We start from the raw sequence: 24325 nt of genomic DNA on the forward strand, positions 1-24325 counted from the left end.
GTCATGAGGGGCGGGCATACCTCTGCGGCATAAACACCAACACCTGCCCACCCGGCTCGGTGTGCCGGACCTTCAAATGAGCCACAGTCCTCGGGGGGATGGGCCACTGGAAACGGATCCCCCTGGCACGACGCCACACAGGCAAGCCCAAGTCAGCAAGGTCATGCAGAATGAAATTCGCAATCCCGGCTTGTCGGATGAACCGGTAAAAGTCGTTATCTATCGGATCATTCGAGCCCTTAAACGTCCGCTCCGACGGGTCGGTGTCCACCGTGACGTACCCGTCCGCCGCCGCCAACGTGGGGAGGGGAATCATGGTGTCGCTCATGCCGTCCTGCACCCAGCACTTCCCCGGCCCGGTGTACATGAACTTCGGCCACGCCTCCATCGTTCCCCGGTTCGCGATGGAGAATGTGTGCTCATCCGTGCCGTTCAACGCGATGCTGTCCGCCGCCGCGGTCCACTGGTCGAACAGCATCCGTTTCGCCCACCACGGTTTCGCGGCCACGATCTGCATGTCCCACGTGAAGCCGTTGTTCCCGAACGCGGTCGGGTCGACCGGCATCGCCGTGTCGGGGTGCTTCGCTAACATGACTTGCGCCCACCGCCACCCGGAGAACGGGGTGTGCCGCGCCCACCACCCGGGGGTGTCTTTCGGCCAGGAGTCCCACCAGTTCGACTCAATCGCCCGGTACTGCAACTCAGAGCAGTTAAAACCCAACGTCACACCAACATTGATGATCCTTTTCAGGATATTGGTGCGCTCATAAATCGCCCCCACCTGATACGCGCCCTCAGTGAACAACTGGTCTATCGGGAGGTGGTAGTCCCCCTGCAAATGGGTAGCCAACCGGGCACCTTGCCGGCCCTTGTTACGTCCGGACAAGTCCCAGCGGCGCCCGTTCGGGCCGAAGTACACGTTGCGGGTCGTCTCCGTCGGCATCTTCAAATACCGGCGGGCTGAATCCCAATCAGTGAGGAGATGCTGTTCCTGCGGCTTAATCAGTTTCGACGGCATCAGAAGCCCTTCACAGCCTGCCGCGCCCGCGGCACATTCAGATCCGTCGCGACCTGCCCGACGGCTTGCGGGTTACCGACGGGGCCGAAGAAGTTGATGCTCTGGTCAACCTGGTTCGACGCGGGACCCACCGTCTTGCCTGGGGCAGACATCCCGGGGATACCCGACGCGACGGGGGCGAACTCGTCGGGGGTTTGCGTTCCCAGCGGCCCGTACGGTTGGGGAACATTCCCCAGCACCGCCGACGCCAACCCGCCCAGCATGTCCCCACCCGCGCCGAGTTGCGGCAACGCCGCCCCGTCCCCGCCCATCGCCTGGAACGCCGACGCCGGCAAGCCCCCACCTTTGCCTCCGCCGGTGAGCATCGACATGATGCCCTTGAACCCCTGAAACACCGGCGTACCAAGCGGATTCGCAATCAACCCGTCGAGGCCGAAGATTTCCAGGATTCCACCCAGCAAATCCTGCCCCAACTGTTTCGCCGCATCGTTGCTCGCCGGCTGCACATACATCGGGGAGTTCTGGGTGCCCAACGGCATCCTGCCGTCCGCTGAAATGCCGTACGGGGACGCCATTGTCGGCATCATCGCCGACGGGTAATACCCCGGCGCCGAAAGGTTTCCCGAGCCGGGAAGGGGTATGGGCATGGACTGGCGGGAGTGGACGTGAGTCGTGTGCCCGCCGAAGTCGCCCGCGTAATACCCTGCGGGGGCGACCTTCCCGCCGGCGATGCCGATCTGCTGCCCCGTCTGAGGGTTCTGCCAGATAACCTGCTCCATGCCCTGCTGGACAGAGAGAAGGTATTCGGCGAACCGCTGCAGGTTCTCCGTCGGACCTGACCAGTCGATAGCCCGGTTCTGGTGCCCTGGATTGGGGGCGTAGCCAGGTTCGTGGCGGTCGCTTTCCTGATGCCCCGGGTAGGTGGAGGGTTTGATTCCAAACGCGGCAGCTATCTGGTTCACCCAGTCGGGGAACTGCGCCCCACCACCACCGTATCCGCCGCTGTTCGCACCCGTCGGCAGCCCGTAAGGCATCGCCCCGGGGAGTGCAGTGGTCGGGGCGGCAGGTAGCGCGCCCCACGTTCCCGCCTGCGTCGGCGCCCCGGGGTTCCGCGCCCAGAACGTTCCCACGCCCTGCCCGGACGGCACCGTGGAAGGGGTCCCCATCATCCCCGGGGACCAGCCGAGCTTGCCCCAGTTCTGCGGCCACAACCCCTGCGGCCCACCACGGGCCTGAATGGCGTTGATGCCGGCCTGAATCTGCTGCTCCCGCGTGGCATCAGCCGGGTTATCCGGCGCCCCAGCAGGCCGGTACGCCTTCCACGTCGGCTCGTCGAACTGCAACCCGCCCATGTACTTCGGGTTCGACCGGTTGCCCCAGTTCCCACCCGATTCGGCTTTCGCCAGCTCGTCCCAGTTCAACCCACCCAAACCTGTGGACCCGACGCTGCCGCCGATGGCTGGCAGAGACGGCAATCCGCCCGACCCGCCCGAACCCGGCGGGGTGGTGGGGGCGTTCGGGAACCCGCCGGGCAGCAACCCGCCCAGCGTCTTCACCAATGTGTCCAGGCCCAAGCCTTTAATCGCGGAGCCGAACGTGTCGAAGATTGGTTTTATGATTTTCCACGCCGTCTCAATGACTTTCGTGACGTTGTCGAACACCCGGTGAAACGTCTGCTCAAGGGTGTCGAGCATCGCCTTCAGAGGCGGCCACACCACATGAACAAGTTCACTGACCTTCGTCCCGAGATTGCCCAGCGTCTTCCAGAAGTTGTTGATCTGCGTCTGGCCCTCACCGGCCGCCTGACCCAGCCAACGAAACAGCGGCTCCAACGTCGTCAACACCGTCCCGATGGTCTGCAACACCGGGATACCGATAGGCGCGAAGTCCAGGAAAATCTTGCCCAAAATCGGTACCAGCTTCACCATTTCCCGCAGCGCGGTGATGCCGGTCTGCATCCACTGCTGCAACTCCCCCGACTTCGCTGCCTCTTGGATGAAGTTGTTGAACGCGTTCGCCCCGTCGGTAATCATCTGCGCCAACTGCGGCAGGAACCCGGAACCGACCTGCGTGATGGTCAGGAACGCTTGGGAGAACGGAACCAACGATTGGGACCAAATCTGAAATGACGAACCGATATTGGCGATAATCTGCTGAATCGACGCCATCGTCTCCGGCTTCGACAGCCACGCCCCAACATCCTTGAACGCGGTGTTCATCGTCCCCGCAAGGTTCGTCATCGCCCCCTGCAAAACCGGCATGTATTGCGTTGCCAGCCTCTGCAATTCAGGCCCCAAGCCGGCGAAGAACGCGTCCTGCACACTGAACTTGAGCGCATCCCACGCAGGTTTCAACCCTTGCAGGGTGGTGATGAACTGCTGCGCCTGCGGGGAAATCTTCCCCATCGCCTGCGCGAAAGCGTCAGCATTAGACGACGACTTCGACTGCGCCTCAGCCACCGCCAACTGCGCCGCAGCCACCTGCTCCTGAGCCCTGATAAGCCGCTCATTCGCCGACACAACAAGGTCGGACTGCTCAACACCCTTAGCGTTGGCTTCCGTCGCCTTGTCCTGCAACTGCACGTTACGTTCGTGGGACTCCAACAACCTCTGGTCGGCCTGCTCCACCCGAAGGCGGGCCTGCTCATACTCGATGGAGTCCCTGAACCGGCCCGTCGCCAAATCCCTCCGAGCGGCTTGGGCGTCGAGGATGGCTTGGCGCTCATCAATGACCCCGCCCCGCAACTGAATATTCAAATCCTCCAGCTGCTGGCGGGCGTCACGGCGGGCGTTCGCCACATCCTTCTGCGCGTTCGCCTCATCCCGCACCGCATCCTTCAGCGACTTCTGCGCCGAAGCAACAGATTTCGCCTTCTCCTCCTGGTCCTTGTTCGCCGAATCCGCGGCCTTCCCCGCCGCATCCCAGGCGTCTTTCACCCCATCCAGGCTCGTCACCAACGTGCCAATCACACCGCCAGCGCCCGCAATACCGGCCGGTATCAACCCGACGACACCGGACAACGCCGCCGCCACACCCGCAGCAGCCGCCACCGCACCCGCCACCAACTCCGCAGTCAACGCCGTACCCACGGTGCCCATCGCCCCAGACAGCGAACTACCCACCCGCGGCGCCGCACTCGTCCCGGCACTCACCAGGGACTGCCCGAACTGCGACCCCACCCGCTGCACCGACGACATCAACGTGTCAGCGTTAACCTCAATCGTCGCTTTACGGTCCCGCGCGACAGCATCAATCTGCGCCTCAGCCTTCGCGGTATCCGCATCCACCTCCACAGAGGCTTTGCGGTCCTTCGCGGCCTCGTCAATCTCAGCCTTCGCCTTCGCGGTGTCCGCTTTCAGCTCCACCTTGACGCTGTCGAGGTTGCGCTCAATCTCACGCCCCCAACGACGTCCAGCTTCAGCGGCTTTCGGGTCCACCTCACGGAACGCCCGCGTGATGCCGTCAGCAATCTTCGACGTTTCAGGGAGAACCGTGGCGTACAGCTCCGCTATCGCCGGCATGGAGTCCTCTGGAGGGTGTTAGTCATCGTCTGCTCCCTCCATTCCGACGAGCCGCATGTAGTCGCGGATCGTTGTGACAGGTTGTTGATTCGGCACCGGGTCCCCCGGCCGCCACTCAGGCGGGGGTTGGTTTCGGTTGTGTTGCGCGTCCTCAGTTTTCGTCCACGCAATCCACTTCACGACATCAATCAGGTCGGTCATCTTGTAGGTGAGCCGGTCCCACCCTTTGTGCGTGGCGTAATACACCGCCGAGGTGGGTGGGGCGTACACCATCATCTGAACGAACTGCGTGAACGGCAGCCGGTCGCCGACGTCGTCCCACGCGTACCCGGCGCGGGCTAAATCGCCCCCAACGGGACCCCAATGCTCAGCAAGGACCCCGATGAGGGCGACTATTCCCCCAGCTCGATACCCGCGAACTCGGCCCACTGACGGCACATAGCGGAGTAGTCCTCTTCCTCCAACTCTTCCTGCAGCCGCAACGATGCGGGCGTGGAGACGAGCTCGATGAAGTACCACAGCACTTTGATGCCGCCGGAGCCGTTGACGTTTTCACGCTCAAATCGGGCGAGCTTGCCGGGCTTCGGTTTCCGCGTCGGCCCAAGCACGGTCAAACCGATGGTGGTGCCGTCGGAGGCGGTGAACACAAACACCTCTTCACCCGGGTAATCCTGGGACCAGTCGTAGTCCTTGTCCCCAGGCTTCGGGGTTCGCTTCGGTGCATCACCGGGCGCCGCCGCTTTGGCCGGCGCCCGCTTCTTTACCGCGGTCACGCCGACAGCAGCCCGTTATCGGTGCGGATGTAGCAGTACGCGCCCGTCGAGTCCGGCAGGAACCGCACCGTCACCCGAGAAGCCAGCACATCCGTCCGCGCCCACTTCATCGTGTCCTTCGACTCGATGTTGGCCAGCGGGAAGAACTGCATCACCCGCTTACCACCCGGGGCGAACGTGTCCACCAACAGAGTGCCGTTGTCCAACCGGTCAGAAGTGACCTTGATGGCCAGCTGGTCGCCGTGAGTCGAGGTCGCCGCCGTCGCCGTCACATTCGCCGCCCGGTACACGAACTTCGCGACATCCTCGTTCAGGAACTCCATGAGGGTGAACGTCGCGGTCTTCCCGAAGTTCTCCTGCGGGTTCGCGATGGTGTCACCGCCCCAGTCGTAAATCGGCTTCACCGACCGGTCTTCCTTGTCGTCGAACCCGTCGGCGCCGACGAAACCGAGGTGCTTCATGGTGTTGGCGATGGTGAAATCAGCGTCCGGGACAGCCGCGGTCAGCGGCCCCCAGTAGATGCCTCCCACCGACGGCAAATCCTTCGGCGAGGGCAGAACGATGTTGCTGACGTTCCCGGTGAATGTTGGTGCAGCCACGGGCATTTCCTTCCATAAAAAAACCCCGCCTCAGCGGGGTTCGTTTCCTGACGCAGCCGTCGGGCGAAGGCTGCCGAGGGTTCTTGGGTTTAGCGATAGATTGGCTCGTTGCAGGAAGTGCAACGCGGTTCCGTGCCGTTTCCGCCAACGGCCCAGCCTGTAACTCGGGTCATGTCGTTACTGAAGACGACGTGCGTTGTCCACCACTCGCTGCCGCATTTGCAGAGCAGGTTGGTCGTTTCCGGCTCATACCGCTGAGGCCGGAACTCGACGACATCACCCACGCTCTCGCCCGTCCAGGCTGTGGTGAATGATCAACCATCCGAACGAGCCGTCCTGCCGTTCAACGGGTTCGACAGTCGGCCCGCACGGGCAATCATCGCCGACCTCATCGTGCTCGATTAAGTCGCTCACAGGCAGCACGTGGACGTTGTCCGGGTTCATGCGAATTGACTGTTCATGACCGTGACCCAGGCGGTGATGAGATACCGCTCCAAGTCCGGGTAATCGGGGTCGGACTGCTCCACCGGGCCGCCGGCGTGCTCCACATCCTGCACAAGCCCGAACGACGGCATCACCAGCCACAACTCCAACGCCTCATCCGCAACCTGCTCCGCCCGCATCCCGTTCGGGTCGTAATACCGCAACTGCAAAAGTTGAGAGCTGGTGAACCGGTTCGGCTTGATGGTGTTGATGCGGGCGAGGGTCCAGAAGCGTCGGCCTGTGGGCAGCGGCGACGGCACCTTTTGGGACATGTTCGTCGGCCAACCCCGTTGGGGGCATTCAGCGAGGAAGTAGTTGCGGGTCAACCGGTACGCCGACGGCGTCCCCAGGATTGGGATGGTGCTCATTTGGTGTCGTTTCGGGTGAACCGGCCCGTGACCGCGTCCCGCGCCTGCACTGTCTTGTTTCGGCGTTGCTGTAGTTCCCGCGGCACATCATGATTCGGGGCGCCGGCCTTCGCGGCGGCAGCACCCACGGGCAGGTTCTTCAAAATCGTTTGGTTCACAGCTTCGTGCGCCATCGCACGCGCGGTCGTCGGGAACACATGCAGGCGGGCGCGGGTGCCGTGACTGATGGAGAAGTCGTAGCCATCCTCCGCAGGCTGGTTCCTTTTCGCCTGCGCCGCATGTAAATCCGCGTTACACCGGGCCACTGTCTCCTGCCCGACTTTCTCCCAATGCTCATCCATACCCGCGGAGTTACGCATCTCCCGCCACACCGGACTGTTCGACGGGAAGTCAATCGCGAAATGGGCGCTGATGTGACGCTTCACCCAATCACCCGCTCCACGAACACTTCCCCACCCGGCTGGAAGCCGAAAGGACCCGTGTTGTAGTTCATGACATCACCGGCGACGAAGAACTCCTCACCGTCCATGATGACTTTGTCCCGCACCGCATACACCGATGCGTCCGGAACTTGCACGATGCGGTACGAAATCAGCCGCCGCTCATAATCAGAGCCACCCGTATCCGAAGCGGACGACGCTGAGGTACCCGACCCCTGACCCGGGTACCAACCGTAGGCGGGCCGGTCCACCGGGTCCCCGAAATCATCCGCATCCGGGTAGCCCTCCGACGTGTCATCCACCCCCCCGCCGGTCCCACCGATGAAGGGGGCGTGCTGAATGGTGAACGGGGTGGGCAGGAAACCCATCTCTATAGTCCCGGGGACCTCAACGAGACCGCCGACGGCCGCAACAACCTTGTGATGCTGTCCAACTCCCCGGCGTACAGGTACAGGTTCCCCTCCGGGTTGCGGTAGGTGACCGACTGGTTGTACGGCCCCGCCCCTTGCGTTATCGACTGAACCCCGGGATTGTCCGGAATCTGCGCCAGCAGGGCACGTTTGACCATCGCCACGACAAGCAGTTTCGCCGCCTCAGCGACCTGCTCATCCGATGCCACAGCCTCGGCTAAACCGGGAACCCATACGCCGAGCCAGAACGACGCATCACCCAACAAGGTCGGAGCGCGGTCGGCCTCAGCTGAGGTCAAGTCGCGCGGAAACCTTGCGGTGAGGTCGGCCAGCTCGGCGTACGGGTCCACCGCTACTTGCCCCTGCGCCGCGACTTGGTGTCGTCGCCGGCCGTCGAGTCGGCGACATCCTCGTCGGTCACGGTGGTGTTGAGCCCCGAGCCCGTCCCGCTTGTTGCGGGACCGGCGGCCGGGGACACCAAACTGACCTGCGACCGAGTCGGCTCATGCTCGTCGTCGCCACCCGGCTGGGAGTTGAGCGAATCGAACCGCTCAACATCATCCGGGTGCACCTCGACCTCGTCGCCGCGGAACCCGAACGCGCCTGCGTTGCCGTCCTTGTCGCGGTAGGTTGCCAACGCTGTCTTGATTGTCCGCTTCGGCATCAGAGTCCCGTCACCTTCGCGATTCCGTAGGGGTTGGTGATGACGAACACCGGGCGCACGTCGGACTGCACCCAGGTGCGCTGGGTGGCCTGCTCACGCCACGTCTCCGTGCCGAGCGGCTTCTCCAAACGCATCTGGCCGACCTGACCGGACTCGATGACATACGCGGTGCCCGCGGTGACACGGTTGGTCACCACGAACATGATTCCGTTGTCCTCGAGCACCGCCCGCCACTCGTTGCCGTAGGCAATCTTGAACTCGTTGGCGTTCACCGGGTTCAGGATCCAGGTGTCGAACTGGACACCCAGCTCCTTCTGGTCGGCGAGCAGCTGCACCTTCGCGAAGTCGGCAGCCGGCCAGCCCGTCGCGTTGGTTTGCGACGAACCACCCGTCACCACCGCCGACCAGTCGTTACCGGTAGCGGTCTGAGCCGAACCACCCAAAGCGGTGATTTGGGCGTCGATTTCAGCGACAGCGTTGGTGTGGATGCGCCGGTTGATGGTGTTCGCCAACCGCTGCGCACCCTGCTGCAGCATCAACGGGTCGTTGCGGTCCCGAGCCTCGTCGGTGACGAAGAACTTCCCACCGAACTTCTCCACCGGCTTCACCAGCGGGGTAGGACGGTCGAACGTCACCAGCGGGAACTCCGCGCCAGGCTCCACGTTCTGCACATCCCGCCCGGACGCCACGAACAACTCGTTTTGCGTCAACTGGGTGTACAGAATCGCCCCGCCGGAGACACCCCCGCCGGGGGTGAACACCTTGTCGGCCCAGTACCCGCGCAGGGTCAGGTCCGAAAGGTAGCGGGTGATGCGGGTCGGCTCGTTCAGCATCGTGTCGACGCTGATGGTGGTGCCCGAAACTGTCGGGTTGCCGAGAGGGTATTCGAAAGTAGGCATCAGTCAACTCCTCTCAGTACAGCTCGATGAAGACGTCGTTGTTGTTCGAGCCCGCGGACAGGGCGCGGCCAACCTTCACGCCGGCGGAGTAGGCGACAGCCTTCCCGCCGGATCCGACCTCAACTTCAGCCAAGGCGGAGATGGTGCCGCCGGCGGTGACGGGCACAATCTGGCCCTTACCGCGGATGACGGCCACGCGGGCGCCGGAAGCAGCGTCGTAGGCTGCGACACCTGCGACCTTCCCCGCCGCGGTAGCGGTGTTCACCGAGACCAGCCCGGTAGTCAGAGCAGCCGAGTAGTCGACGAACGTCTTGCCGGTCACCGCTCCTGTGGTGACGGCCGTGATGTCGAGACCCGGCCGATAGAGCGGAATGCACTCATTGGCCATAATGGCTCCTTACGTTGTTCTTCACGTGGGCGGGCGCCCACGCTGTGGGATAGCTGTCGTCCTCCGGCTTCGGAGGCTCTGGGGAGGCACCAGGCCGTAACCCCTCCACGGGCCGGTCAGACGGCGGGGCAGGGGTTTTCGTGTTGGCTGCGTGGAGCGCGCCGATGCGGGCGGCTCTGGCTTCCATGTCCTCGCGGCTACCTGAGCCGATAAGGTCGATATCATCCGGCGGCACATTGTGAATGGCCGCCAATTCCAGCCGGGTGTACCCGACTTGCAGGTCCGCGAACTCCCTCTCCCGGGTCGCAAGAGCCTCCTGGGCCTTTTGCAGTTCGGTTTTGTTGGCTTCTTCGCGTTCCTGGTGGGCCTTGACGATGGGTTCGGCCTCACGAAGTTTCGTGCGGTATCCCGCCGATTCGCGCCGCAGCTTCTGGATTTCGGCTTCGTAGTCCTCCGGGGACCGCGGGCCTTTCTGATCCTCTGCGGGCTCGGTGGGGGTCTGCGGTTCAGCAGGCGCAGCTGCTGTCGGCTGCTCCGCAGCTTCGATGGGTTGTGTCACGTACCCTCCTGGGGTTTTAGGCCCCGCCTGGGGGCTTCATTGTTTCGGCGATGTAGTCGCCGGATTCGCCGTCGCGGACCTTCTTGTCCCACGTCCGGCGAAAAGCTTTCACAGCCTCGTGATTCGAGTGTCTGGGTGTCGCCTCATACCAGAGGTCCGACAAAGCTAGGTGGGCTTGCTGCCCTTCCCACGTCGTGTAGTCGGTGACGAGGACGAACACACAGTCACACCCGTCGTGGGTGTCGGCGACCGTCGTCCCGCCCTTGGTTCTCTCGCCGCGGGCACCGCGGTAGGTGCGGTATACGGGGCCGCGGGAGGCGAGCATGGCGCAGAACGCGCATGACGTCGGCCCGGTCAGCATCCGCGCCCACCGAGACCCCCGGTTCTCCTCCAGCATGTCCCGGAACTTCTGCGGGCCTTCCATCGGCCCGACCGGGTCGTTGTCCTGCTCGACACCCTCCGGGGGCGGTTCGGCGACCGCTATCACCGTCTCCCTAGCGGGTTGCTGCGCGTGCCGGGAAGCCGCCCTAGACACCGCTTTCCGGGCCTGCTCAATCGCCACACCGTCGGTGCGGTTGTCCTCAGTGATGGGCTCACCCGCCACCGTGACGCGTTCCACCGTGTCCGCAAGCAGCTTCTCCACCGCCTGCTGCTCATACGGCCGCAACACCGGAACCTGAGTCACACCCTGGCCGCGTAGATACTGCACTGAGGCTGTGTAAGTCCGTATCCGGGCATTCGTCATGGGCCGCCACAGATAGGGCACCATCGCCGCCCGCTGCTCCGCGGTCACCGGAACACCCCGCAGGTGGAACTGCTGCCGGATACGCGTCAAAAGTGGTCTCAGCGCCGCATCTTGGGCTTGCCGTAGCCCGTACGCGCCGTAAATGACCGGCCCAACAGCGGCCGGGGTTCGCTGTTGCTGCGAATCCGGCTGAGTCAACGGCTAGTTCGCGGGCCGGGGCACCGGCGGGCCAACCGGGACAGGCTGGCCGGTTTGCGGCACCGTGACATCCATTTGGGCAACCTCATGCTTCCGAAGCTGCCTAGCCCGGTCGACCTTCTGCTTCGTCCAGCCCGGAATCTCTTCCCACGCCATCTCTTCAGGCACATCCAGGCCCTGACGCATCTTCACCAACGCGTCCATCTGCTCGCCCATCGACCGGGCAGTGGTGTCCTGCCACTTCACCTCAGACTGGAAGTCCTGAGCGGCTTTCTCATCACCGGTGATGTGGGCGCACGTCCGCAACGTCTGCTCAAACGACTCACCCATACAGGTTTGAATCTCCGCCGACTTGCGTTCCTTGCCGGTCTCCAGCCCCGCCAGGGTCGCCTCGGAAATGTTCACCAAAGCATCGAGACCCAGGTTCTGCGCGGGCACCTGGCCGATAGCCGCCAAGTCCCGAATCGCGGACTGCCGCGGGTCTAGATACGACTTGGGGTCACCCGCCTGGAACTGCCCGACCTTCACATCAGCTTTGGAGAAGTACCAGACGTCGCCGGCCGACATCGCCAACGCTTCAGCGTCGTTCTGCGGTCTCCACCCAGCCACCCACCGCTCGGTGAACGCCGTAAAGTACTGCGCCACCGACATTTGGTAGGTCGTGTCATCGATGCGGGCCTGAATGTTGATGAGCGGCTCGATGATGCCGTACTGCTCCTCACCATCCAACAACCACCGGTCACGGAACCGCACCACCGGGCACACCCCCACCCCGTGCGGGCGGGCCTCGATGAACTCGAAGTTGTTTACCGCCAGATAGTTCGGGTCTTTCCAGCCCATAGCGGACTGCGGCACCACCTTCGCCCCAACGAAATACACGTTCTCTTCGTCATACAACCGAATCGCGGTGTCTTTAATCTCTAAAGCCAAAATCGGCCAGTCATCATCGACCGGCGTCTCCCCGGGCGTCCACGCGACCGGCTCCCCGTACAGGCACGTCATCTGCCGCGGCGACAACCCCCGAATAAACGCCCCCGACTGCCCGCCCTGAGGGTTCAGCGACGGCAACACCGTCGTATACGCAACCCCATACTCCAGGACCGAGCGGATAACCCCCGTCTGGCGTGCATCGAACTTGTTCCGCTGCCACCACTTCCACGGAGACGCCGTCTCCTTGGTGTCCGACGCCAGATAGTTGTCGACCTTCATCGACTGGGAGAACACATCCAACACCAGAGGCAGGAAATTCGTCTGCGACCGCCACTTCATGCCCACCGCAGGCTCTTTCGTGGCCCCGGCACGCTCCAAATACCTAGCCGCAGAATCAGGCGTCCACGGCTTCAACGCGTCATGGATACGCTCCAAGCGTTCCAGTTCAAAGCACCGTGGACCGGCCAGGATTTCGCGGACCGCGTCGATAACCTTCCTACGGTCCACTCATCACCACCTTTTGGCTACGTAAACTTCACTGGGTTCATCAGGTTCAGAGCCGGCCAACGCCAGCCGATACACCATGCGGGCACCAATCACGCACACGCAGGCGTCAATCTTGTCCGGGGAGTTCGGTGTCTCTTTCTTCACCGAAATCGCCCCATTCCAGCGGGTTTCATACCGGCGGGCGTTCCCCACATGCCTCGCAACGATGGGGTTGCCGTCGTGGGCGAAAGCCCCCTCCAGGATTTCGGCTTCCACCAGTTCGGCGGCCAGCGCGAAATCCTTACTATGCGAACGCATATCCCACGCAATCGGCTCCGGCATCTTCCCCCCCGGAACCGCCCACACATCGAGTTGGTCTTTCCACCGCTCCGGCCAGGTGACCTTCGCGAACCCTTCCCACTCCCGCACATCGGAGAAGAAGCCGACCACCTCAAACCGCTCGAAGTAGGAAATCAGGCGGTTGTCGATCTGTTGGGCGTCCACCGGCACATCATCTTTCGGCTCCCACACCCCGACCGTGAAGATGTGCCCATCCGACAGGCAGCACCCCACACACGCTGTCGCATCCCGGGTTTTGGAGCCGTCGAAGAACAACACCACCCGCTCACCATCAACGAGCTCGCGTAACTCCCGCCCATCAACCCCATCGGCGGCGAGATTCGCCCACGCCTGCGGGTCACACCACGCATCCTCCGATGCGGTAGGCCAATTCAGATACTTCCGCTTCGAATCATCAGCCCGAGACGACCGGTGCCAGATGCGGGTCATAATCGCCCGAATTTCCTGGTCGGTCTTCCACTCACAATCCGCGTAAACGAACCGCAGCGCCTTCTCCAGAGAGGCCGGGTCCGACATATCCGTGTCCGGGGGCGCAATCACCGCGTCATAGAGCATCAACGACCCCGACTTCGTGGACCCGAACTCCAGCAGGTCTTCCTCCTGCTTAACGAACGTGTCCCACGTCGCCTCGGCCTGACTGCCACCCGAACCGTCAGGCTTCCACGCCCCACCGGCCCCAGGCTTCCACGCGTTGTTCGTCTCGCACATCCGCGAACCCGACTTCGCCAGGTTGTCCGCCAGGGTGTTCATGAACTCGGCGCCGTCCTTGCCGAGCCACCACTCCGTCTCATCCCCGACGATGAACGTCGCCTCACCGCCCTCAGCGGTCTTCGCTGAAGACGTCATCACATGCAGACGCCCATCCGTGCTGTTGTACCGCGTCAGCCCCGGGTCAAGGTTGTAATCCGAGACCAGCCGCGAGCCCTTCTTTGCAAAGGCCCTAACCATGCGCATCGTGTGCTCGGTTTGGTCTTCGGAAACTGCTGCTATCTGCACCAGCGGCATTGCCACCGGCCGCCCCACACACCCACCCGGACTAGTTGGGTCGAAATCCTTCAACCGCACCGGCGCCAAAAACTCAATCAACGCCAAAGCAGCCGCAAATGGCGACTTCCCCGACCCCTTCGCTAAACGTCGGGCACCGTGGTGATAAACCCAACTCCCGTCAGGGTGAAGGGCGTACCAGTGCAGCAGGAACCGCAACTGCCGCGTTGTGAACACAAACCGCTGCCCAGCCCGCGGCCCGTTCGGCTGACGCAGGTACTTCGCCGACCACTTCGCCGCCTCCCACCCCAACGTGAGCTCAGGAAGCTCCGCCGGGAGAGTGTCGAGGCGGCTAAGCGCCGAGACTGGCTTGGTACTGGGCGAGCTGGACAACCGCAGCTTCCTCATCCGGATCCGCGGTCTTCGGCTTCAACTCAATACCCGCCCGCCGCTTATCCGCCGGCGAAATCAGCAACTCCGACAACCCCGACTGCACCGCAGCCCACGCCATCGAACTGATCTTCTCCGAAGACAGTGTGTAACTAGCGAAATACAGCTCGAGCCGCACCCGCTGCCAATCCGCCGCCGAATAGAACTTCGCCTCCGCGGACTCGCCGAGCACATCCCACAGCTTCTGCACAATCGGATGAGCCTCAAACCCCAACCCATCCGGCCGGTCACCCGCCGCACCAGACACCGTCACCGCATCACCCTGTGACTCAGGCTTATTCGCCCGACGACGGTCCTCCGAACGCTTCGGCACCGGGCCGCGCGGCTTACTCACTGCCATATCGATGACCTCCTGGGCCGTAACTGCCGCCAGGGCAGCCGATTTCACGTGACCTGCACAAACGCAGGTGCGACCAGCGGTTTTCTGGCACCCCCGCGGCTTCCAAACCCGTAGCCACCCCGAGGCGCTATGACGCTAGGGCGCGGGAGTGGGCCGGTTGGGAGTCCTCCCCCACCCCTGACCTGCGGTTATGCACCCTGTAACCCTGTCTGACCAGTGGTTATCGTGACAATGTGCTGGTCAGAGGGGTATTCTGTAGGGGTGGAGTGTGTGGTGTGTGGGCGGGGGTTCACATGGTCTGGGCGTGGTCGTCGTCCTGCTTGTTGTGGTCAACGATGCAGGAAGAGGTTGTCGCGGCGCCCACCGTTGCCTGAGGCGATGACGAGGCTGGCGCGGTGGTCAGCACGGGACGGGAAGAAGCCGGTCCAGTTGAACGGCCGCAACGCATCCACCACCAATCCCCGTACGTGGGCGGCGTACAGGACTGTGTGTCATGGGCCGCATGGTGTGATGCTCGGCGGGGGCCTGGGCTGCTATGACCTGGATGATGTGATTCGCCCTGATGGGTCGCTGCATCCTGATGCTGTCGCAGTGCTGGAGGAGGTTGGTGGTTCGGCGTTGTGGGTGGAGCGGTCGATGTCGGGCCGGGGTTTGCATGTGTTCGTCCACGCCCCGGAGGAGAAGGGCACGGTGGCGGAGCATGTGTCGTTCTACAGCCGCGGCAGGTTCATTGCGGTGACTGGGGACCGGTACCGGTTCTAGTCGCCTGGGTGTGGGCGTTGGGGTAGGTGGCGGCGTTGGTTGCGGTAGCGCTGTTTGGCTTCGTACCCGGTCCTGCGTTCCTTGGCGGATTTCACGTCATGGCATGGGTGACAAAGCCATTGCAGATTGGGGACGCAGTCGATGCCGCCTGCTGCGAGGTTGGTGATGTGGTCCTGGATGAGTGGCACGTTGGTGGCACCGCAGCCAGCGCACCGTTCGGGTGGGTGCTGTCTGCGGTGCTGGTCTCTTACTGTGGTGGAGCGGCGGCTGTGGCCCCAACCCATGTGGGTTAGTACCAGTAGCGGCGGCCGGCGATGGGGTGGCCTGCTGCGCCGATGGCCCAGAGGATGGCGCCGACGAGGAGCAGTATCCATCCGATGGTGACCAGCGCCGGGATGGGTAGGACGTAGCCGATGATGAGCAGGATGATTCCGAGGATGAGCATTAGTGTTTTCCCCCTTGTTCGGATGGTGCGTGGCCCGGCCAGTAGCCGGTGGCTTCTTTGTGGCGTTCCGCGCAGTAGCCTTTGACCATTCGTTCGGGTAGGTGCTTGCCTACGAGTTTGACGCACCTTTCAAAATCCCCCGGGGTTCCCCAGCCGATGAGTTTCCCGCCGCGGCCATGTGACCAGTAGAACTTGCCGCGTTGTTCGATTTCAGCTTGCTGCTCGTTCTTTGCTGGCATCGCGACCCCTTCTTAGTTGTTGGGGTACCAGTTGGGTGGTTTGGGTGGCAGCTTCGCGACGGTGGCGAGGTCGACAGTTCCACCGCCTGTAGTGGGGGCGGCAAACGCGAAGGGGTGTATCTCCTGGGCGGACTTATTGAAGCGGACGTTCGTCAGGATCACGTCGTACACCAACCCGCCGGTTTCGGTAGCAGGGTCATACGTTCCTAGTCCGAGGTCCGATGTATTGGCGACGAGTTCGACACCCGCCGCTAGGGTGCCGGCGCGCTTCACTGTCACCGTTGCGTTGGTCGCACTCATCAGTGGGACATCCTGGTTACCCAGTGCATCATTGAAAGTCACGTCATAAGGTCCACCATTGGGACCGGTGACGTTCACGTTTGACGCGCCAACGGTGGAGAGTCCTTCGAGGGCGGTTTCGACTGCCGCAGGGGTTGCGGTGTCGGGCAGGTTCGCGGTTGAGGGGCTGCCGTTGAAGCTGAGGGTGAATGGGTTGCCGGTGACGGTCACGGTCTGGATTTCGTTCACGGGCGTGTTCTGGATTGTGCGCAGGACGCCGTCTGTGTCGAATCGGGCCTTAAACGGTGCGAACGCAAAGCCCTGCGGCGGCGTTGCTCCGGATGCCCACACGATTTTTCCAGTGCCTATCCGTGGCCTAAATTCGACTGTCGCGCTGATGCCTTGGAGGTCCGGCTGTGTCCCTATGTCGACGTAGTCAACGACCACGGCGGTCAATCTGGCGGTGAGGGTGAAGAAGCTAAGCGCCACGACGACCGGCGATCATTTCCGGTGTAAATGGCCATTTGTTGTGCTTAGCGGAGTTACACGGTTTGCAGATGGGGCGCAGGTTGCAAAGCATGTGGGCGCCCCCTTTCGATAGTGGCTTCACGTGATCGGTAGCGCTCGCCGCTTCACGGCATATCCAGCACCTGTTGCCGTAGTAAGCCCAACGTTGGGCTAGTTCATCCCTAGAGAATGGGACCACTGTGCTTGATCTTTGGCGTGCCCTGCGAAGTGCCTCGTAGGACCTTGCCGCCTCTGGGTGTCGCTGATTCCATAACCTGACCGATGCGCGATTAGCTTCGGGGTTTTCCCTTCGCCATGCGCGGCAGCTCTCCCGCAACTTATCGCGGTTGGCTAATCTGTACTTCCGCCCGTTTTCCCGGGCGGCTTCAGGGTTGCTTTGCCGCCACCTACGCCACTTGTTTCTACGGCTTTCTCGGTAGTCGGCGTCCTGTATCCATTTGGCGTAGTAGGCCCGTTGCTTCTCCCGCCAGCACGCATAGCAGTATCCGGCTAGGCCTTGCTTTCGCTTTTTGTTTTGGGGGAAGTCCCAACCTGCCAACTCTCGCTGGCACGCCAGACAGGTCTGGACGCGCAGGTCAAAGGCTAGCTGGTCGTGGTATGGGCGTGTGGGGGTACGCTTGGCCATCAGTCGAACTCCTCAACTAGTTCGGCTCACTCCCCGGGGCTGTTGGCGCAGCCGCCGGGGCCTTTTATTTGGATGCTATCCGGTGATACCGACAGCGCCTGTTTTGTCTGTGATGGTTCCCTGTTGGGCGTATTTCGCGACAGCGTCCCTCGCGGCGTACAGGCGGGTTTGTGCGGCGATGAGAGCGTTGTAGGCGGCGCGCTCAGCCTCAGTGGCGTCACGCAACTCAGCCATCGCAGCGTCCTGCGGTGTCGGGTCGCCGGGGGCGGTCATCAGAACTCGGCGGGCTTCCGGTCATGGAATTCGGGGTCACCCTCAACGCCGCCGATACCGTCGAACGTCCGCGGCACATCCAAACCCCGGATGACCTTGTCCACATCCACCTCGTCGGTCTTCCCCTCCACCGCGCGGGGGGTGTAGGTGATGGTGACCTCGAACTCGGTGCCGGGCTGGCCGTCGTTGTCTTTCTTCTCCGCCCCGGTGATTTGCGCGTCCAGCTCGTAGACGACGGGGATGGCGTTACGCACCGACTGGATAGCGGCCTGCAGAACGGACGCCTTCGGGACCTGCCCTTTCGCCGCCCACACACGCGTGGTGACGCTGTTGCCACCATCGGCGGGCTGTTCGGGGGCGGGCTGGGCCGCTTCCACGGGCGGCGCAGGCGGCGCACCAACCTCGGCGTCGGCCTCGTCAGCGGGCTTCGAAGTTCTCGCGGCCATGAGTCACATCCCTCGATTTTCGGCGCACAAAAAAACCGCCCTACCCGTTTTAGGCATGGCGGAACTTGCTCAAAGTGTATCCATGAACACAATCGCTTGTCACGCAAGCAGGGCCGATAGCGTTTTACGTAGAGCCTGAGACAACCTGGCATTCGCCGAACACCATCAGCTTGAGCGCGATTTCGTAAGGGTCGTCGGATGACGCGAATAGGCTCTCATCGGCAACTACGTCATCCATGCTCGCGGTCTCGGCGTGTTCGATGATGTGCCGCCAGCGGTCCTCGGGTGGCGGGTACTTCGCCAGACCTTCCCAAAAGGTGTCCTTGACCGCAGGCCAGTCGATGATGAGGCGTTTAACAATCATCACGCCGAGTAGCCCCTCCTATGTCCGGTTGAGCCATGCGTCGAACTCGGCCAGTTTCATCCCCTGCGGCAGGTATCGCACCTGTCCGTCAGCGAAGGTGACCGGCACGCGCTGCGGCGTTCCGCAGGCCGGACATGGCGAGCCAAGCCCGTCGATCAACACTGTGCATTTCCGGCATCGGAAGTGAGCCACGCCGATCCTCCGTTCTTCTGTCAGGTAGTGGTTTGCCCGCCGTCGGGTTCGTACTTCGCTTTGAGGCGCGCTAGCTGTTCGCGTTCGCGGCGCTCGCATTCCTCTGCTCGCTGCATTTCAACGAGGGTGTTGTAGCCGCTGCGGGCTTTGGCGTAGCAGTTGAGAAACCATTCCTCGATGCGGGTGTCTAATCCGCCCGGGTTGTTCCAGTTCAGCGAGGCATACCAGTCGAAGTCCTGGCCGTAGATGCTGAACTTCACGTCAATCTCAAACCTGTGGTCGCTCATCGTTGCCTCTCCTGTATCTCGCAAATAACGTGGTGCCCTTGACGTTCCGCGCAGGATTCGAGCGTGTAGTCGGCGCGGACGGGGTTCTCGAATACGGCGCTGATCGGCACGTAGACGAAGCCTGATTTGTGGTCTCGGTAGTTCGGGTGCTCGCGGGTCACATGCTCACGTCGGCAGACGACGAACCCGCACGGCGGTGGCCGGTTCTCCCCGGCCGCGATAGCGGTGATGGCGTCCCGAATCCTCGCGGTGGCGCGTTCGCGGGGGTCGAACAGGTAGCGTTGCGCGGCTGGCCCGATCCACGCGCCGATGAACGTGTCGAGTTCGTGTAGTGCCTGGTCAGTTGCGTTGGTCATGGGGCCAGTTTGATCCGCTCGTAGTCGCGGCGGGTAGTCCAACCCGTTTCGCCCCGGTCGTCTACAGCCTGATTGCAGCATGGCGTTCGCCAGACGGAGCAGTCCGCATAGCGTGCGGTGATCACAACGGTTCCCAGGTCGTAGACCTTGAAGCATCGCAGGCAGCGCGCGGGCTGGCTCATGCGTGCGATCTGGCGCTGCGTAGTGCCGTCGAGCAGGACTCGGCCCTGCATGTCGAGGTATTCGGTCACGATGTCTCCCTTGTTTGCTGGCTACCGATATGCAGGCGATTCGTAAACCTGGCGGTCATCCCGCTTCGGCGCCTTTCCGGCGCCGCAGGATGCGTTTCCGGCGGGTGTCCTCCACATCCCCCCACCGATAGCGGCCTTTGACGGGGGTGAGCCCGTACCGGTTTTGCCAGTTGCGGATGCCGGAGGGGGTCATGCCGAGCTCGGCGGTGAGTTCGGTGAGGGTGAGCCAGTCGTCGGGGTTGCGGCGCTCCCAGCAGGGGATGGCCCAGCCCATGTGTTCGGCTTCGATGTCCTCCCGTAACTCATCCTGGGTGTGTGGGGGTAGTTGCGCCCAGAGGAAGAACACCAACTGGAGGAGGCGTTCTTCGCGGGTGGCGGCGTAGACGTGAACGTGTTGGTTCATTTCTGCGCCGCCAACAGTTCTTGGGTGAATTGCTGTTCGGTGATGTCGGGGCAGCCAATGAGCCGGAGTGCTTGGGTGAGTTTCCACTGCAACTCCGCGGCCCGCCACTCCGCGAGTTTGGCGCGTTGTTCGAGTTCGGCGTTGACAGCCATGTCGTGTTTCTCCTGTTGTTGGCGTCGAATCATCCGGCCGGCCAGGCCGAGGAGTTCCTCGGTCCATTCGTGGCCGCAGTCGCGGCAGGTGACGTTTCCGGTGGCAGGGTTTTGTTGCAGGGACGGGGCGCCGCATTCCCCACACGGCGCTTCGATGCGGATGACTTTGTCGAACTCTCCGACGGTGGCGCGGGTGCGGCGGTGCAAATCCCGCAGGACGAACCCTGTTTCAATTCCGGTGCGATGCGAGATGCGTAAATGCTCGCCGGCTTGGCAGCCTTTTTCGCCGCACCGCGGGTCGCATTTCTCCCACACCCACAACTCCACCGCTCCCCGGTCAAGAAGTTTCGGGAGGTTGGTGGAGACCATGGTGGCGGCGCGGTGGAGGCGGTGCGCAATCTTCCCCGCGGGCGGGTTGCAGTTCAGGGCTTCGGAAACGATTTCCGCGGCCCTATCGAGGTTCTCCGAAATCGCCGTCATCAGCGAATACTTGTTGACGTCAATCGGAATCGGTGGGGTGGGGGTGGAGGACACTTTCGCCCCGCTACTGCCGGTGGCTTCACCCAATGAGATGTGCAGGGCCACGTAGTCGGCGGGGAGGTCTTCGATGGCGTTGCGGACGTTGTTGGTACATGCGGGGCACAAACCTGTGGGTTCGGCGATGACAGCCCCTGCACGGGTTTTCCGGCCCGTGTCGTCGATGGTTTCCGCGTTGCGGCAACCGCGGCCCGCTGAGCATCGGTGGTCGCTCACGGGTGTCTCCTGGGGTGCTGCCGGTTCAAACAGGCCGGGCACACGGCGGTGTCGCCGTACCGGGTGATTTCCCAACCCTGTTCACGCGCCAAATCGTGGGCGTGGGCCTCATCCCGGGCGGTGAGGGTGAGGGTGCCGTTCGCGCAATACCGGCGGTCATCACAACGAACCGTGAAACACAGGGCGGGGCGGGTAGCTGTCACAGTCACAGGGCCTCCGGGTTCGTGAAGAAGTCGGTGCTAGAGGTGCGCATTTGAAGTTCGACCAAGGTCATCTGAATCCGTATCCATGCCAGCTCTGCTGGCGTAGTCGCGGTGCGCTGCGACTTCAGTAGGTGCTCGTAACGCTCCGAGAGAGCCACGACGTCGGTGTCGCTCATGCTGTTCCTCCTGCCACGCGTCGGGTTTTCATGCACACCCAGCCGGGTGCTTCCTCCGTGGTGGTGAATTCCGCGACATACCCGTGCCGCATCGCAATCAAGTCCGCCTGATGCTGGTTCTCAGCCCGGATAGCGTGCCCCTGGGTGAAGGTGCTGCCGCTGAGTTGCGCATCGAGTAAGCCCATCTCGTATCCCGCGACGAACGCGTCGTCGTCGTACGGGCCTCCTTTGGATTGCACTGGGATGAACGGCATCACCAAGTCGTAGGCGAACTCCTCGTCGTTCACGCTTCACCGCCTGCTATGCGCTTGAGCCGTTCCACCGCTATCTCCTTGCCGCGTGGGCCGTCCGGTATCCAAACCCCGGCGAAGAACCCGGACGAGGCCTCCCGGGCGGCGTATTCGGCGCACTTCCGGCGGATGGGGCAGGAGTTGCAGACCGCCCGCATTTGCGACCGGTGGAAATCGCTGGGGGTCCGTTCTGCAACCCACGGCAGGCCGGGTCGGAGGGTGCAGGCGGCCGTGTCGTCCATCGTGCCCAGCGTGGAAGGCCCCGTTTTGCGCCTCCTAGGCGCTGTGTAGCGCCCGTTAGACCGTTCGGTGGGTAAGGGCATGGGCATGACACTCACGACGCCTCCTGAGGGCACTCAGACTCGAATCGGTCCAACATCGCTTTCAAGCGCGCAATCGCGGCGTCCCAATCCATCGACTGCTCCGCCGCCACTCGCCGCGCCTCCGCAGCCTTCTTCGCCGCCCCCGCGTTCCTCGCAGCATTAGCCCGCTGTAGAGCAGACAACCTCACAAGCACTCCCCTGCGTGGATGGTGAAGCAGCTCGAGCACACCTGGGGCGGCGTGGTCTCTTCCTTGTCTGCGCACCAGCAGGATTCACACAGCGGCCGGTCGTAGCCGTCGGCGTAACCGATGCGGTCACCTTGCTCGAAGCGGCAACCATTGGCGTCACAACGGCCCGGATACCTCGCGTCGAACAGCTTCCAGCTCATCCTTGCTCCTTCGGCATGGTTCCTGCCCCCGCCTGCCCCTTCATTGCGCGCACTCAAACCGGCATTGGCACCAGCCTCGGAGGAAGCGTTCGCAGTCTGGCCGCCAGGACAGCACCTGGGCGAAAGTCCCGAATGAGGTAACCGGCTTCCGTTCGCCGGGTCGCCAGACGTACCAGAGGTTGTCGTGCTTTCGGATAGTCCATTTCGTGGGTGCGCTCACTGTTGCTCCTTTGCTTTCGTGGCGTCTCAGTCGCCCGCGCGTGCTTCCAGCGCTTCCACACGCCGCTGCAGGTCCTCGATGAAGCCACCCAATTGACCGAAGGTGTTTTCAAGCAACACACCGAAAGACCTCTGCGCCGCATCAGTGGATATGCCAGACATGCCCGAGAGCAGTCCAGAGACCAGTCCTTGAACCTCGTTCATTTCACTCATTTGTGTTTCCTTTCGTGTTCGCCGCTTTCGTGGCGTCTTTGATACGTCCCTGATGAGCCGGGAACGCCCGCAAGGGGTGGCTGTCACGGACACACCGCTCACCCCGGGCAGCACCACAGAAACGGCAAGGGACGGTGAGTGCGTGCTGTTGGTCCGTGGAACCTCGCCAATCAATCACCCTGGTAGGCCCTTCGATTCAGCGATGGGGGCGATGAGCGCGGCCAAGCGGTTTTGATTACGCTCGGCCAGCTCGGCGTCGTAGCGGTCCTCCCGCGCTCGGCGCTCCTGCTCAGACTCACGCTCACCACGCTCACGGCGCACCGCCCGCGCCGCGTCCGTCAAGTCCTTCGGCAGCGGACGGAACCCTGAGCCGTTGTCGGCGTACATCTTCGCCACGCCGGCCAACACGTCGTACTGCCCGAGCTTGTACTTCGCAATTGCCTCAGACCAGGAATCCACCAGAGCCTGGGACGCTTTCGGGAACCACGGGTCGTAAGCGGCGCACTTCGCCAAAGCGAGAGCTGCGGTCTGGCGGTAGTCGGTCATTGTTCAATCTCCGGTAGTGATGGGCGGTTGGCGTAGGCGAGGAAATCCATGACCTTCTCGTCCTGGCCACTTGGCGCGCGCGCGTGCCCGTTGCGTGGTGCGTGCCGGGATGCGATTTCGCGGACCCGGTTGCGCCAAGTGGCGTCCCAGTCGGTCTTGCGTCCCTTGGCCCCGGGTACGGCACGCCAGTAATCGCAGAACTCAACATGGACGGCTTTGAGGTCGAGGTGTGGGAATTCCGCTTTCATCGCCGCGATGGTGTTGTTGGACGGCCGCCAATCTTCAGGCAGACGAAGTCCTCGTGTGTTCGTCCGTGCCGGAGCGGCTTTGGCCGCGACGGGAAGTTTCGGGTCTCCCCCCGCACCCCCCTCTACCAACGTAAGAGAAGAAGATTCCTCTACTCCCCTACTCCCCTTCTCCTCTACTACAGTGGCTGGAACCTCGCGAGGTTCTAGCGAGGTCCTCGCTAAGTCCTCGCTAGAGTCCAGCGAACCGTTAACCAGTGATGGGCTTTGACCTGCGCAAACAGTCTCATCAACGGTGTCTTTGTATTCCATCGTTCCGTCCGGGCGCGGAAAACGGCCGGCGTTGGGGCTGTCGATTTTCTGAAGCTGCTTCCAGCGCCGGATGTAAATCAGGGCCTCGCCGTCGACGTCGTAGCGGGCTATCAGATTCGCCGCAGCAAGCCTCTCTAACCCTCGCGAGACATTCGCGAGAGTCTCGCTAGGGTCTCGCGAAAGGTCATAGGGGAACACGTCCGCACATATCAGCGGGACCGAATCCTTACCCACCCCGTTGTCATCCACATACGACTCCAGGCCCTTGAGGACAAGCCTTGTGGTCCAGTCGAGTTGGGCAATCGTCTTTGACCGCCAGAACGTCGGACGCGTGGTGCGGATACGCATCAGCCGGTTGCCTCCTGTTGTGGTTCGTGTCGTGTGGCCACATAAACGACATGGCATGGCCCACATCGGGGTCTTCCGGCGCTGTGGGGTTG

General features: G+C 62.8%; 39 protein-coding genes. 1 reads left to right on the forward strand and 38 read right to left on the reverse strand.

Features of this window, described 5'->3' with window-relative positions; translation table 11 throughout:
• Window position 1 precedes the first annotated feature (1 nt).
• The 18 genes from ACNQS7_RS11685 to ACNQS7_RS11770 form a co-directional block, all read right to left on the reverse strand.
• A complete protein-coding gene (locus ACNQS7_RS11685) occupies window positions 2-1018 on the reverse strand; it encodes a hypothetical protein (protein ID WP_418012651.1) in 1017 nt (338 codons plus the stop codon).
• Window positions 1018-4539: a transglycosylase family protein gene (locus ACNQS7_RS11690; protein WP_418012652.1), complete on the reverse strand. Its 3522-nt coding sequence runs from the start codon at window positions 4537-4539 to the stop codon at window positions 1018-1020. Before ACNQS7_RS11690 ends, ACNQS7_RS11685 begins: the two co-directional genes overlap by 1 nt.
• A gap of 18 nt (window positions 4540-4557) precedes the next feature.
• Window positions 4558-4815: a DUF5361 domain-containing protein gene (locus ACNQS7_RS11695; RefSeq protein ID WP_418012653.1), complete on the reverse strand. Its 258-nt coding sequence runs from the start codon at window positions 4813-4815 to the stop codon at window positions 4558-4560.
• Between the two features lie 116 nt (window positions 4816-4931).
• Entirely contained in the window at window positions 4932-5312 is a 381-nt protein-coding gene (locus ACNQS7_RS11700; protein ID WP_418012654.1) for a hypothetical protein, read from the reverse strand.
• Window positions 5309-5911, reverse strand: a complete 603-nt coding sequence (locus tag ACNQS7_RS11705; RefSeq protein ID WP_418012655.1) for a hypothetical protein — start codon at window positions 5909-5911, stop codon at window positions 5309-5311. Before ACNQS7_RS11705 ends, ACNQS7_RS11700 begins: the two co-directional genes overlap by 4 nt.
• 440 nt (window positions 5912-6351) lie before the next feature.
• Window positions 6352-6762 carry a hypothetical protein gene (locus ACNQS7_RS11710; protein WP_418012656.1) on the reverse strand — a complete coding sequence of 137 codons (411 nt, stop codon included), beginning with the start codon at window positions 6760-6762 and terminating at the stop codon, window positions 6352-6354.
• Entirely contained in the window at window positions 6759-7187 is a 429-nt protein-coding gene (locus tag ACNQS7_RS11715; RefSeq protein ID WP_418012657.1) for a hypothetical protein, read from the reverse strand. The genes ACNQS7_RS11710 and ACNQS7_RS11715 overlap by 4 nt, the downstream gene beginning before the upstream one ends.
• On the reverse strand, window positions 7184-7570 hold the full coding sequence (locus ACNQS7_RS11720) for a hypothetical protein (protein WP_418012658.1): 387 nt from the start codon (window positions 7568-7570) through the stop codon (window positions 7184-7186). Before ACNQS7_RS11720 ends, ACNQS7_RS11715 begins: the two co-directional genes overlap by 4 nt.
• A 2-nt stretch (window positions 7571-7572) precedes the next feature.
• Complete coding sequence (locus tag ACNQS7_RS11725; RefSeq protein ID WP_418012659.1) at window positions 7573-7962, reverse strand: Gp19/Gp15/Gp42 family protein; 390 nt, start codon at window positions 7960-7962, stop codon at window positions 7573-7575.
• Window positions 7963-7964: 2 nt separating this feature from the next.
• Window positions 7965-8276 (reverse strand): hypothetical protein, encoded by a 312-nt coding sequence (locus ACNQS7_RS11730; RefSeq protein ID WP_418012660.1) that lies wholly within the window; start codon window positions 8274-8276, stop codon window positions 7965-7967.
• Window positions 8276-9175: a major capsid protein gene (locus tag ACNQS7_RS11735; RefSeq protein ID WP_418012661.1), complete on the reverse strand. Its 900-nt coding sequence runs from the start codon at window positions 9173-9175 to the stop codon at window positions 8276-8278. Before ACNQS7_RS11735 ends, ACNQS7_RS11730 begins: the two co-directional genes overlap by 1 nt.
• Before the next feature lie 13 nt (window positions 9176-9188).
• Window positions 9189-9563 (reverse strand): hypothetical protein, encoded by a 375-nt coding sequence (locus ACNQS7_RS11740; protein ID WP_418012662.1) that lies wholly within the window; start codon window positions 9561-9563, stop codon window positions 9189-9191.
• Window positions 9553-10122: a hypothetical protein gene (locus tag ACNQS7_RS11745; RefSeq protein WP_418012663.1), complete on the reverse strand. Its 570-nt coding sequence runs from the start codon at window positions 10120-10122 to the stop codon at window positions 9553-9555. The genes ACNQS7_RS11740 and ACNQS7_RS11745 overlap by 11 nt, the downstream gene beginning before the upstream one ends.
• A 16-nt stretch (window positions 10123-10138) precedes the next feature.
• Window positions 10139-10915: a hypothetical protein gene (locus tag ACNQS7_RS11750; protein ID WP_418012664.1), complete on the reverse strand. Its 777-nt coding sequence runs from the start codon at window positions 10913-10915 to the stop codon at window positions 10139-10141.
• 153 nt (window positions 10916-11068) lie between these two features.
• Window positions 11069-12502 (reverse strand): phage portal protein, encoded by a 1434-nt coding sequence (locus ACNQS7_RS11755; RefSeq protein ID WP_418012665.1) that lies wholly within the window; start codon window positions 12500-12502, stop codon window positions 11069-11071.
• 3 nt (window positions 12503-12505) lie between these two features.
• Window positions 12506-13846, reverse strand: coding sequence for a terminase (locus ACNQS7_RS11760; RefSeq protein WP_418015962.1), 1341 nt, complete (start codon window positions 13844-13846; stop codon window positions 12506-12508).
• 331 nt (window positions 13847-14177) lie between these two features.
• Window positions 14178-14528, reverse strand: coding sequence for a hypothetical protein (locus tag ACNQS7_RS11765; RefSeq protein WP_418012666.1), 351 nt, complete (start codon window positions 14526-14528; stop codon window positions 14178-14180).
• A 416-nt stretch (window positions 14529-14944) separates the two neighbouring features.
• Window positions 14945-15067, reverse strand: coding sequence for a hypothetical protein (locus ACNQS7_RS11770; protein WP_418012667.1), 123 nt, complete (start codon window positions 15065-15067; stop codon window positions 14945-14947).
• A gap of 139 nt (window positions 15068-15206) precedes the next feature.
• Here ACNQS7_RS11770 and ACNQS7_RS11775 point away from each other — a divergent pair, with 139 nt between their 5' ends.
• On the forward strand, window positions 15207-15377 hold the full coding sequence (locus tag ACNQS7_RS11775) for a hypothetical protein (RefSeq protein ID WP_418012668.1): 171 nt from the start codon (window positions 15207-15209) through the stop codon (window positions 15375-15377).
• On the opposite strand, the gene ACNQS7_RS11780 is transcribed toward ACNQS7_RS11775, so the two are convergent.
• The 20 genes from ACNQS7_RS11780 to ACNQS7_RS11875 form a co-directional block, all read right to left on the reverse strand.
• The gene (locus tag ACNQS7_RS11780) at window positions 15374-15661 is read right to left on the reverse strand and encodes an HNH endonuclease (RefSeq protein ID WP_418012669.1); all 288 of its coding nucleotides are present in this window, start codon (window positions 15659-15661) and stop codon (window positions 15374-15376) included. The two genes, ACNQS7_RS11775 and ACNQS7_RS11780, sit on opposite strands and share 4 nt — an antisense overlap.
• A gap of 5 nt (window positions 15662-15666) precedes the next feature.
• Entirely contained in the window at window positions 15667-15822 is a 156-nt protein-coding gene (locus tag ACNQS7_RS11785; RefSeq protein ID WP_418012670.1) for a hypothetical protein, read from the reverse strand.
• Window positions 15822-16061: a hypothetical protein gene (locus ACNQS7_RS11790; RefSeq protein WP_418012671.1), complete on the reverse strand. Its 240-nt coding sequence runs from the start codon at window positions 16059-16061 to the stop codon at window positions 15822-15824. The genes ACNQS7_RS11785 and ACNQS7_RS11790 overlap by 1 nt, the downstream gene beginning before the upstream one ends.
• A 12-nt stretch (window positions 16062-16073) precedes the next feature.
• Window positions 16074-16829 (reverse strand): hypothetical protein, encoded by a 756-nt coding sequence (locus ACNQS7_RS11795; RefSeq protein WP_418012672.1) that lies wholly within the window; start codon window positions 16827-16829, stop codon window positions 16074-16076.
• The gene (locus ACNQS7_RS11800) at window positions 16819-17493 is read right to left on the reverse strand and encodes an HNH endonuclease (RefSeq protein ID WP_418012673.1); all 675 of its coding nucleotides are present in this window, start codon (window positions 17491-17493) and stop codon (window positions 16819-16821) included. The genes ACNQS7_RS11795 and ACNQS7_RS11800 overlap by 11 nt, the downstream gene beginning before the upstream one ends.
• Before the next feature lie 75 nt (window positions 17494-17568).
• Window positions 17569-17766, reverse strand: coding sequence for a hypothetical protein (locus ACNQS7_RS11805; RefSeq protein WP_418012674.1), 198 nt, complete (start codon window positions 17764-17766; stop codon window positions 17569-17571).
• On the reverse strand, window positions 17766-18212 hold the full coding sequence (locus ACNQS7_RS11810; protein WP_418012675.1) for a hypothetical protein: 447 nt from the start codon (window positions 18210-18212) through the stop codon (window positions 17766-17768). The genes ACNQS7_RS11805 and ACNQS7_RS11810 overlap by 1 nt, the downstream gene beginning before the upstream one ends.
• Before the next feature lie 124 nt (window positions 18213-18336).
• The gene (locus tag ACNQS7_RS11815) at window positions 18337-18579 is read right to left on the reverse strand and encodes a hypothetical protein (RefSeq protein ID WP_418012676.1); all 243 of its coding nucleotides are present in this window, start codon (window positions 18577-18579) and stop codon (window positions 18337-18339) included.
• Window positions 18580-18788: 209 nt separating this feature from the next.
• Window positions 18789-19055 (reverse strand): hypothetical protein, encoded by a 267-nt coding sequence (locus ACNQS7_RS11820; protein ID WP_418012677.1) that lies wholly within the window; start codon window positions 19053-19055, stop codon window positions 18789-18791.
• Window positions 19052-19411, reverse strand: a complete 360-nt coding sequence (locus ACNQS7_RS11825) for a hypothetical protein (protein WP_418012678.1) — start codon at window positions 19409-19411, stop codon at window positions 19052-19054. The genes ACNQS7_RS11820 and ACNQS7_RS11825 overlap by 4 nt, the downstream gene beginning before the upstream one ends.
• Window positions 19408-19662 carry a hypothetical protein gene (locus ACNQS7_RS11830; RefSeq protein WP_418012679.1) on the reverse strand — a complete coding sequence of 85 codons (255 nt, stop codon included), beginning with the start codon at window positions 19660-19662 and terminating at the stop codon, window positions 19408-19410. The genes ACNQS7_RS11825 and ACNQS7_RS11830 overlap by 4 nt, the downstream gene beginning before the upstream one ends.
• Window positions 19663-19717: 55 nt before the next feature.
• Complete coding sequence (locus ACNQS7_RS11835; protein WP_418012680.1) at window positions 19718-20065, reverse strand: hypothetical protein; 348 nt, start codon at window positions 20063-20065, stop codon at window positions 19718-19720.
• On the reverse strand, window positions 20062-20970 hold the full coding sequence (locus ACNQS7_RS11840) for a hypothetical protein (protein ID WP_418012681.1): 909 nt from the start codon (window positions 20968-20970) through the stop codon (window positions 20062-20064). Before ACNQS7_RS11840 ends, ACNQS7_RS11835 begins: the two co-directional genes overlap by 4 nt.
• Window positions 20971-21175: 205 nt before the next feature.
• Window positions 21176-21349, reverse strand: coding sequence for a hypothetical protein (locus ACNQS7_RS11845; protein ID WP_418012682.1), 174 nt, complete (start codon window positions 21347-21349; stop codon window positions 21176-21178).
• Complete coding sequence (locus ACNQS7_RS11850) at window positions 21346-21636, reverse strand: hypothetical protein (RefSeq protein WP_418012683.1); 291 nt, start codon at window positions 21634-21636, stop codon at window positions 21346-21348. The genes ACNQS7_RS11845 and ACNQS7_RS11850 overlap by 4 nt, the downstream gene beginning before the upstream one ends.
• Window positions 21633-21968, reverse strand: coding sequence for a WhiB family transcriptional regulator (locus ACNQS7_RS11855; protein ID WP_418015963.1), 336 nt, complete (start codon window positions 21966-21968; stop codon window positions 21633-21635). The genes ACNQS7_RS11850 and ACNQS7_RS11855 overlap by 4 nt, the downstream gene beginning before the upstream one ends.
• Window positions 21969-22146: 178 nt before the next feature.
• Window positions 22147-22350, reverse strand: coding sequence for a hypothetical protein (locus tag ACNQS7_RS11860; protein WP_418012684.1), 204 nt, complete (start codon window positions 22348-22350; stop codon window positions 22147-22149).
• 246 nt (window positions 22351-22596) lie between these two features.
• On the reverse strand, window positions 22597-22782 hold the full coding sequence (locus ACNQS7_RS11865; protein ID WP_418012685.1) for a hypothetical protein: 186 nt from the start codon (window positions 22780-22782) through the stop codon (window positions 22597-22599).
• A gap of 174 nt (window positions 22783-22956) precedes the next feature.
• Window positions 22957-23328: a hypothetical protein gene (locus ACNQS7_RS11870; protein WP_418012686.1), complete on the reverse strand. Its 372-nt coding sequence runs from the start codon at window positions 23326-23328 to the stop codon at window positions 22957-22959.
• The gene (locus ACNQS7_RS11875; protein WP_418012687.1) at window positions 23325-24233 is read right to left on the reverse strand and encodes a hypothetical protein; all 909 of its coding nucleotides are present in this window, start codon (window positions 24231-24233) and stop codon (window positions 23325-23327) included. Before ACNQS7_RS11875 ends, ACNQS7_RS11870 begins: the two co-directional genes overlap by 4 nt.
• Between the last annotated feature and the right edge of the window lie 92 nt (window positions 24234-24325).

The organism is Mycobacterium sp. 23 (assembly GCF_048287075.1).
In the GTDB taxonomy this organism is placed as follows: domain Bacteria; phylum Actinomycetota; class Actinomycetes; order Mycobacteriales; family Mycobacteriaceae; genus Mycobacterium; species Mycobacterium gordonae_B.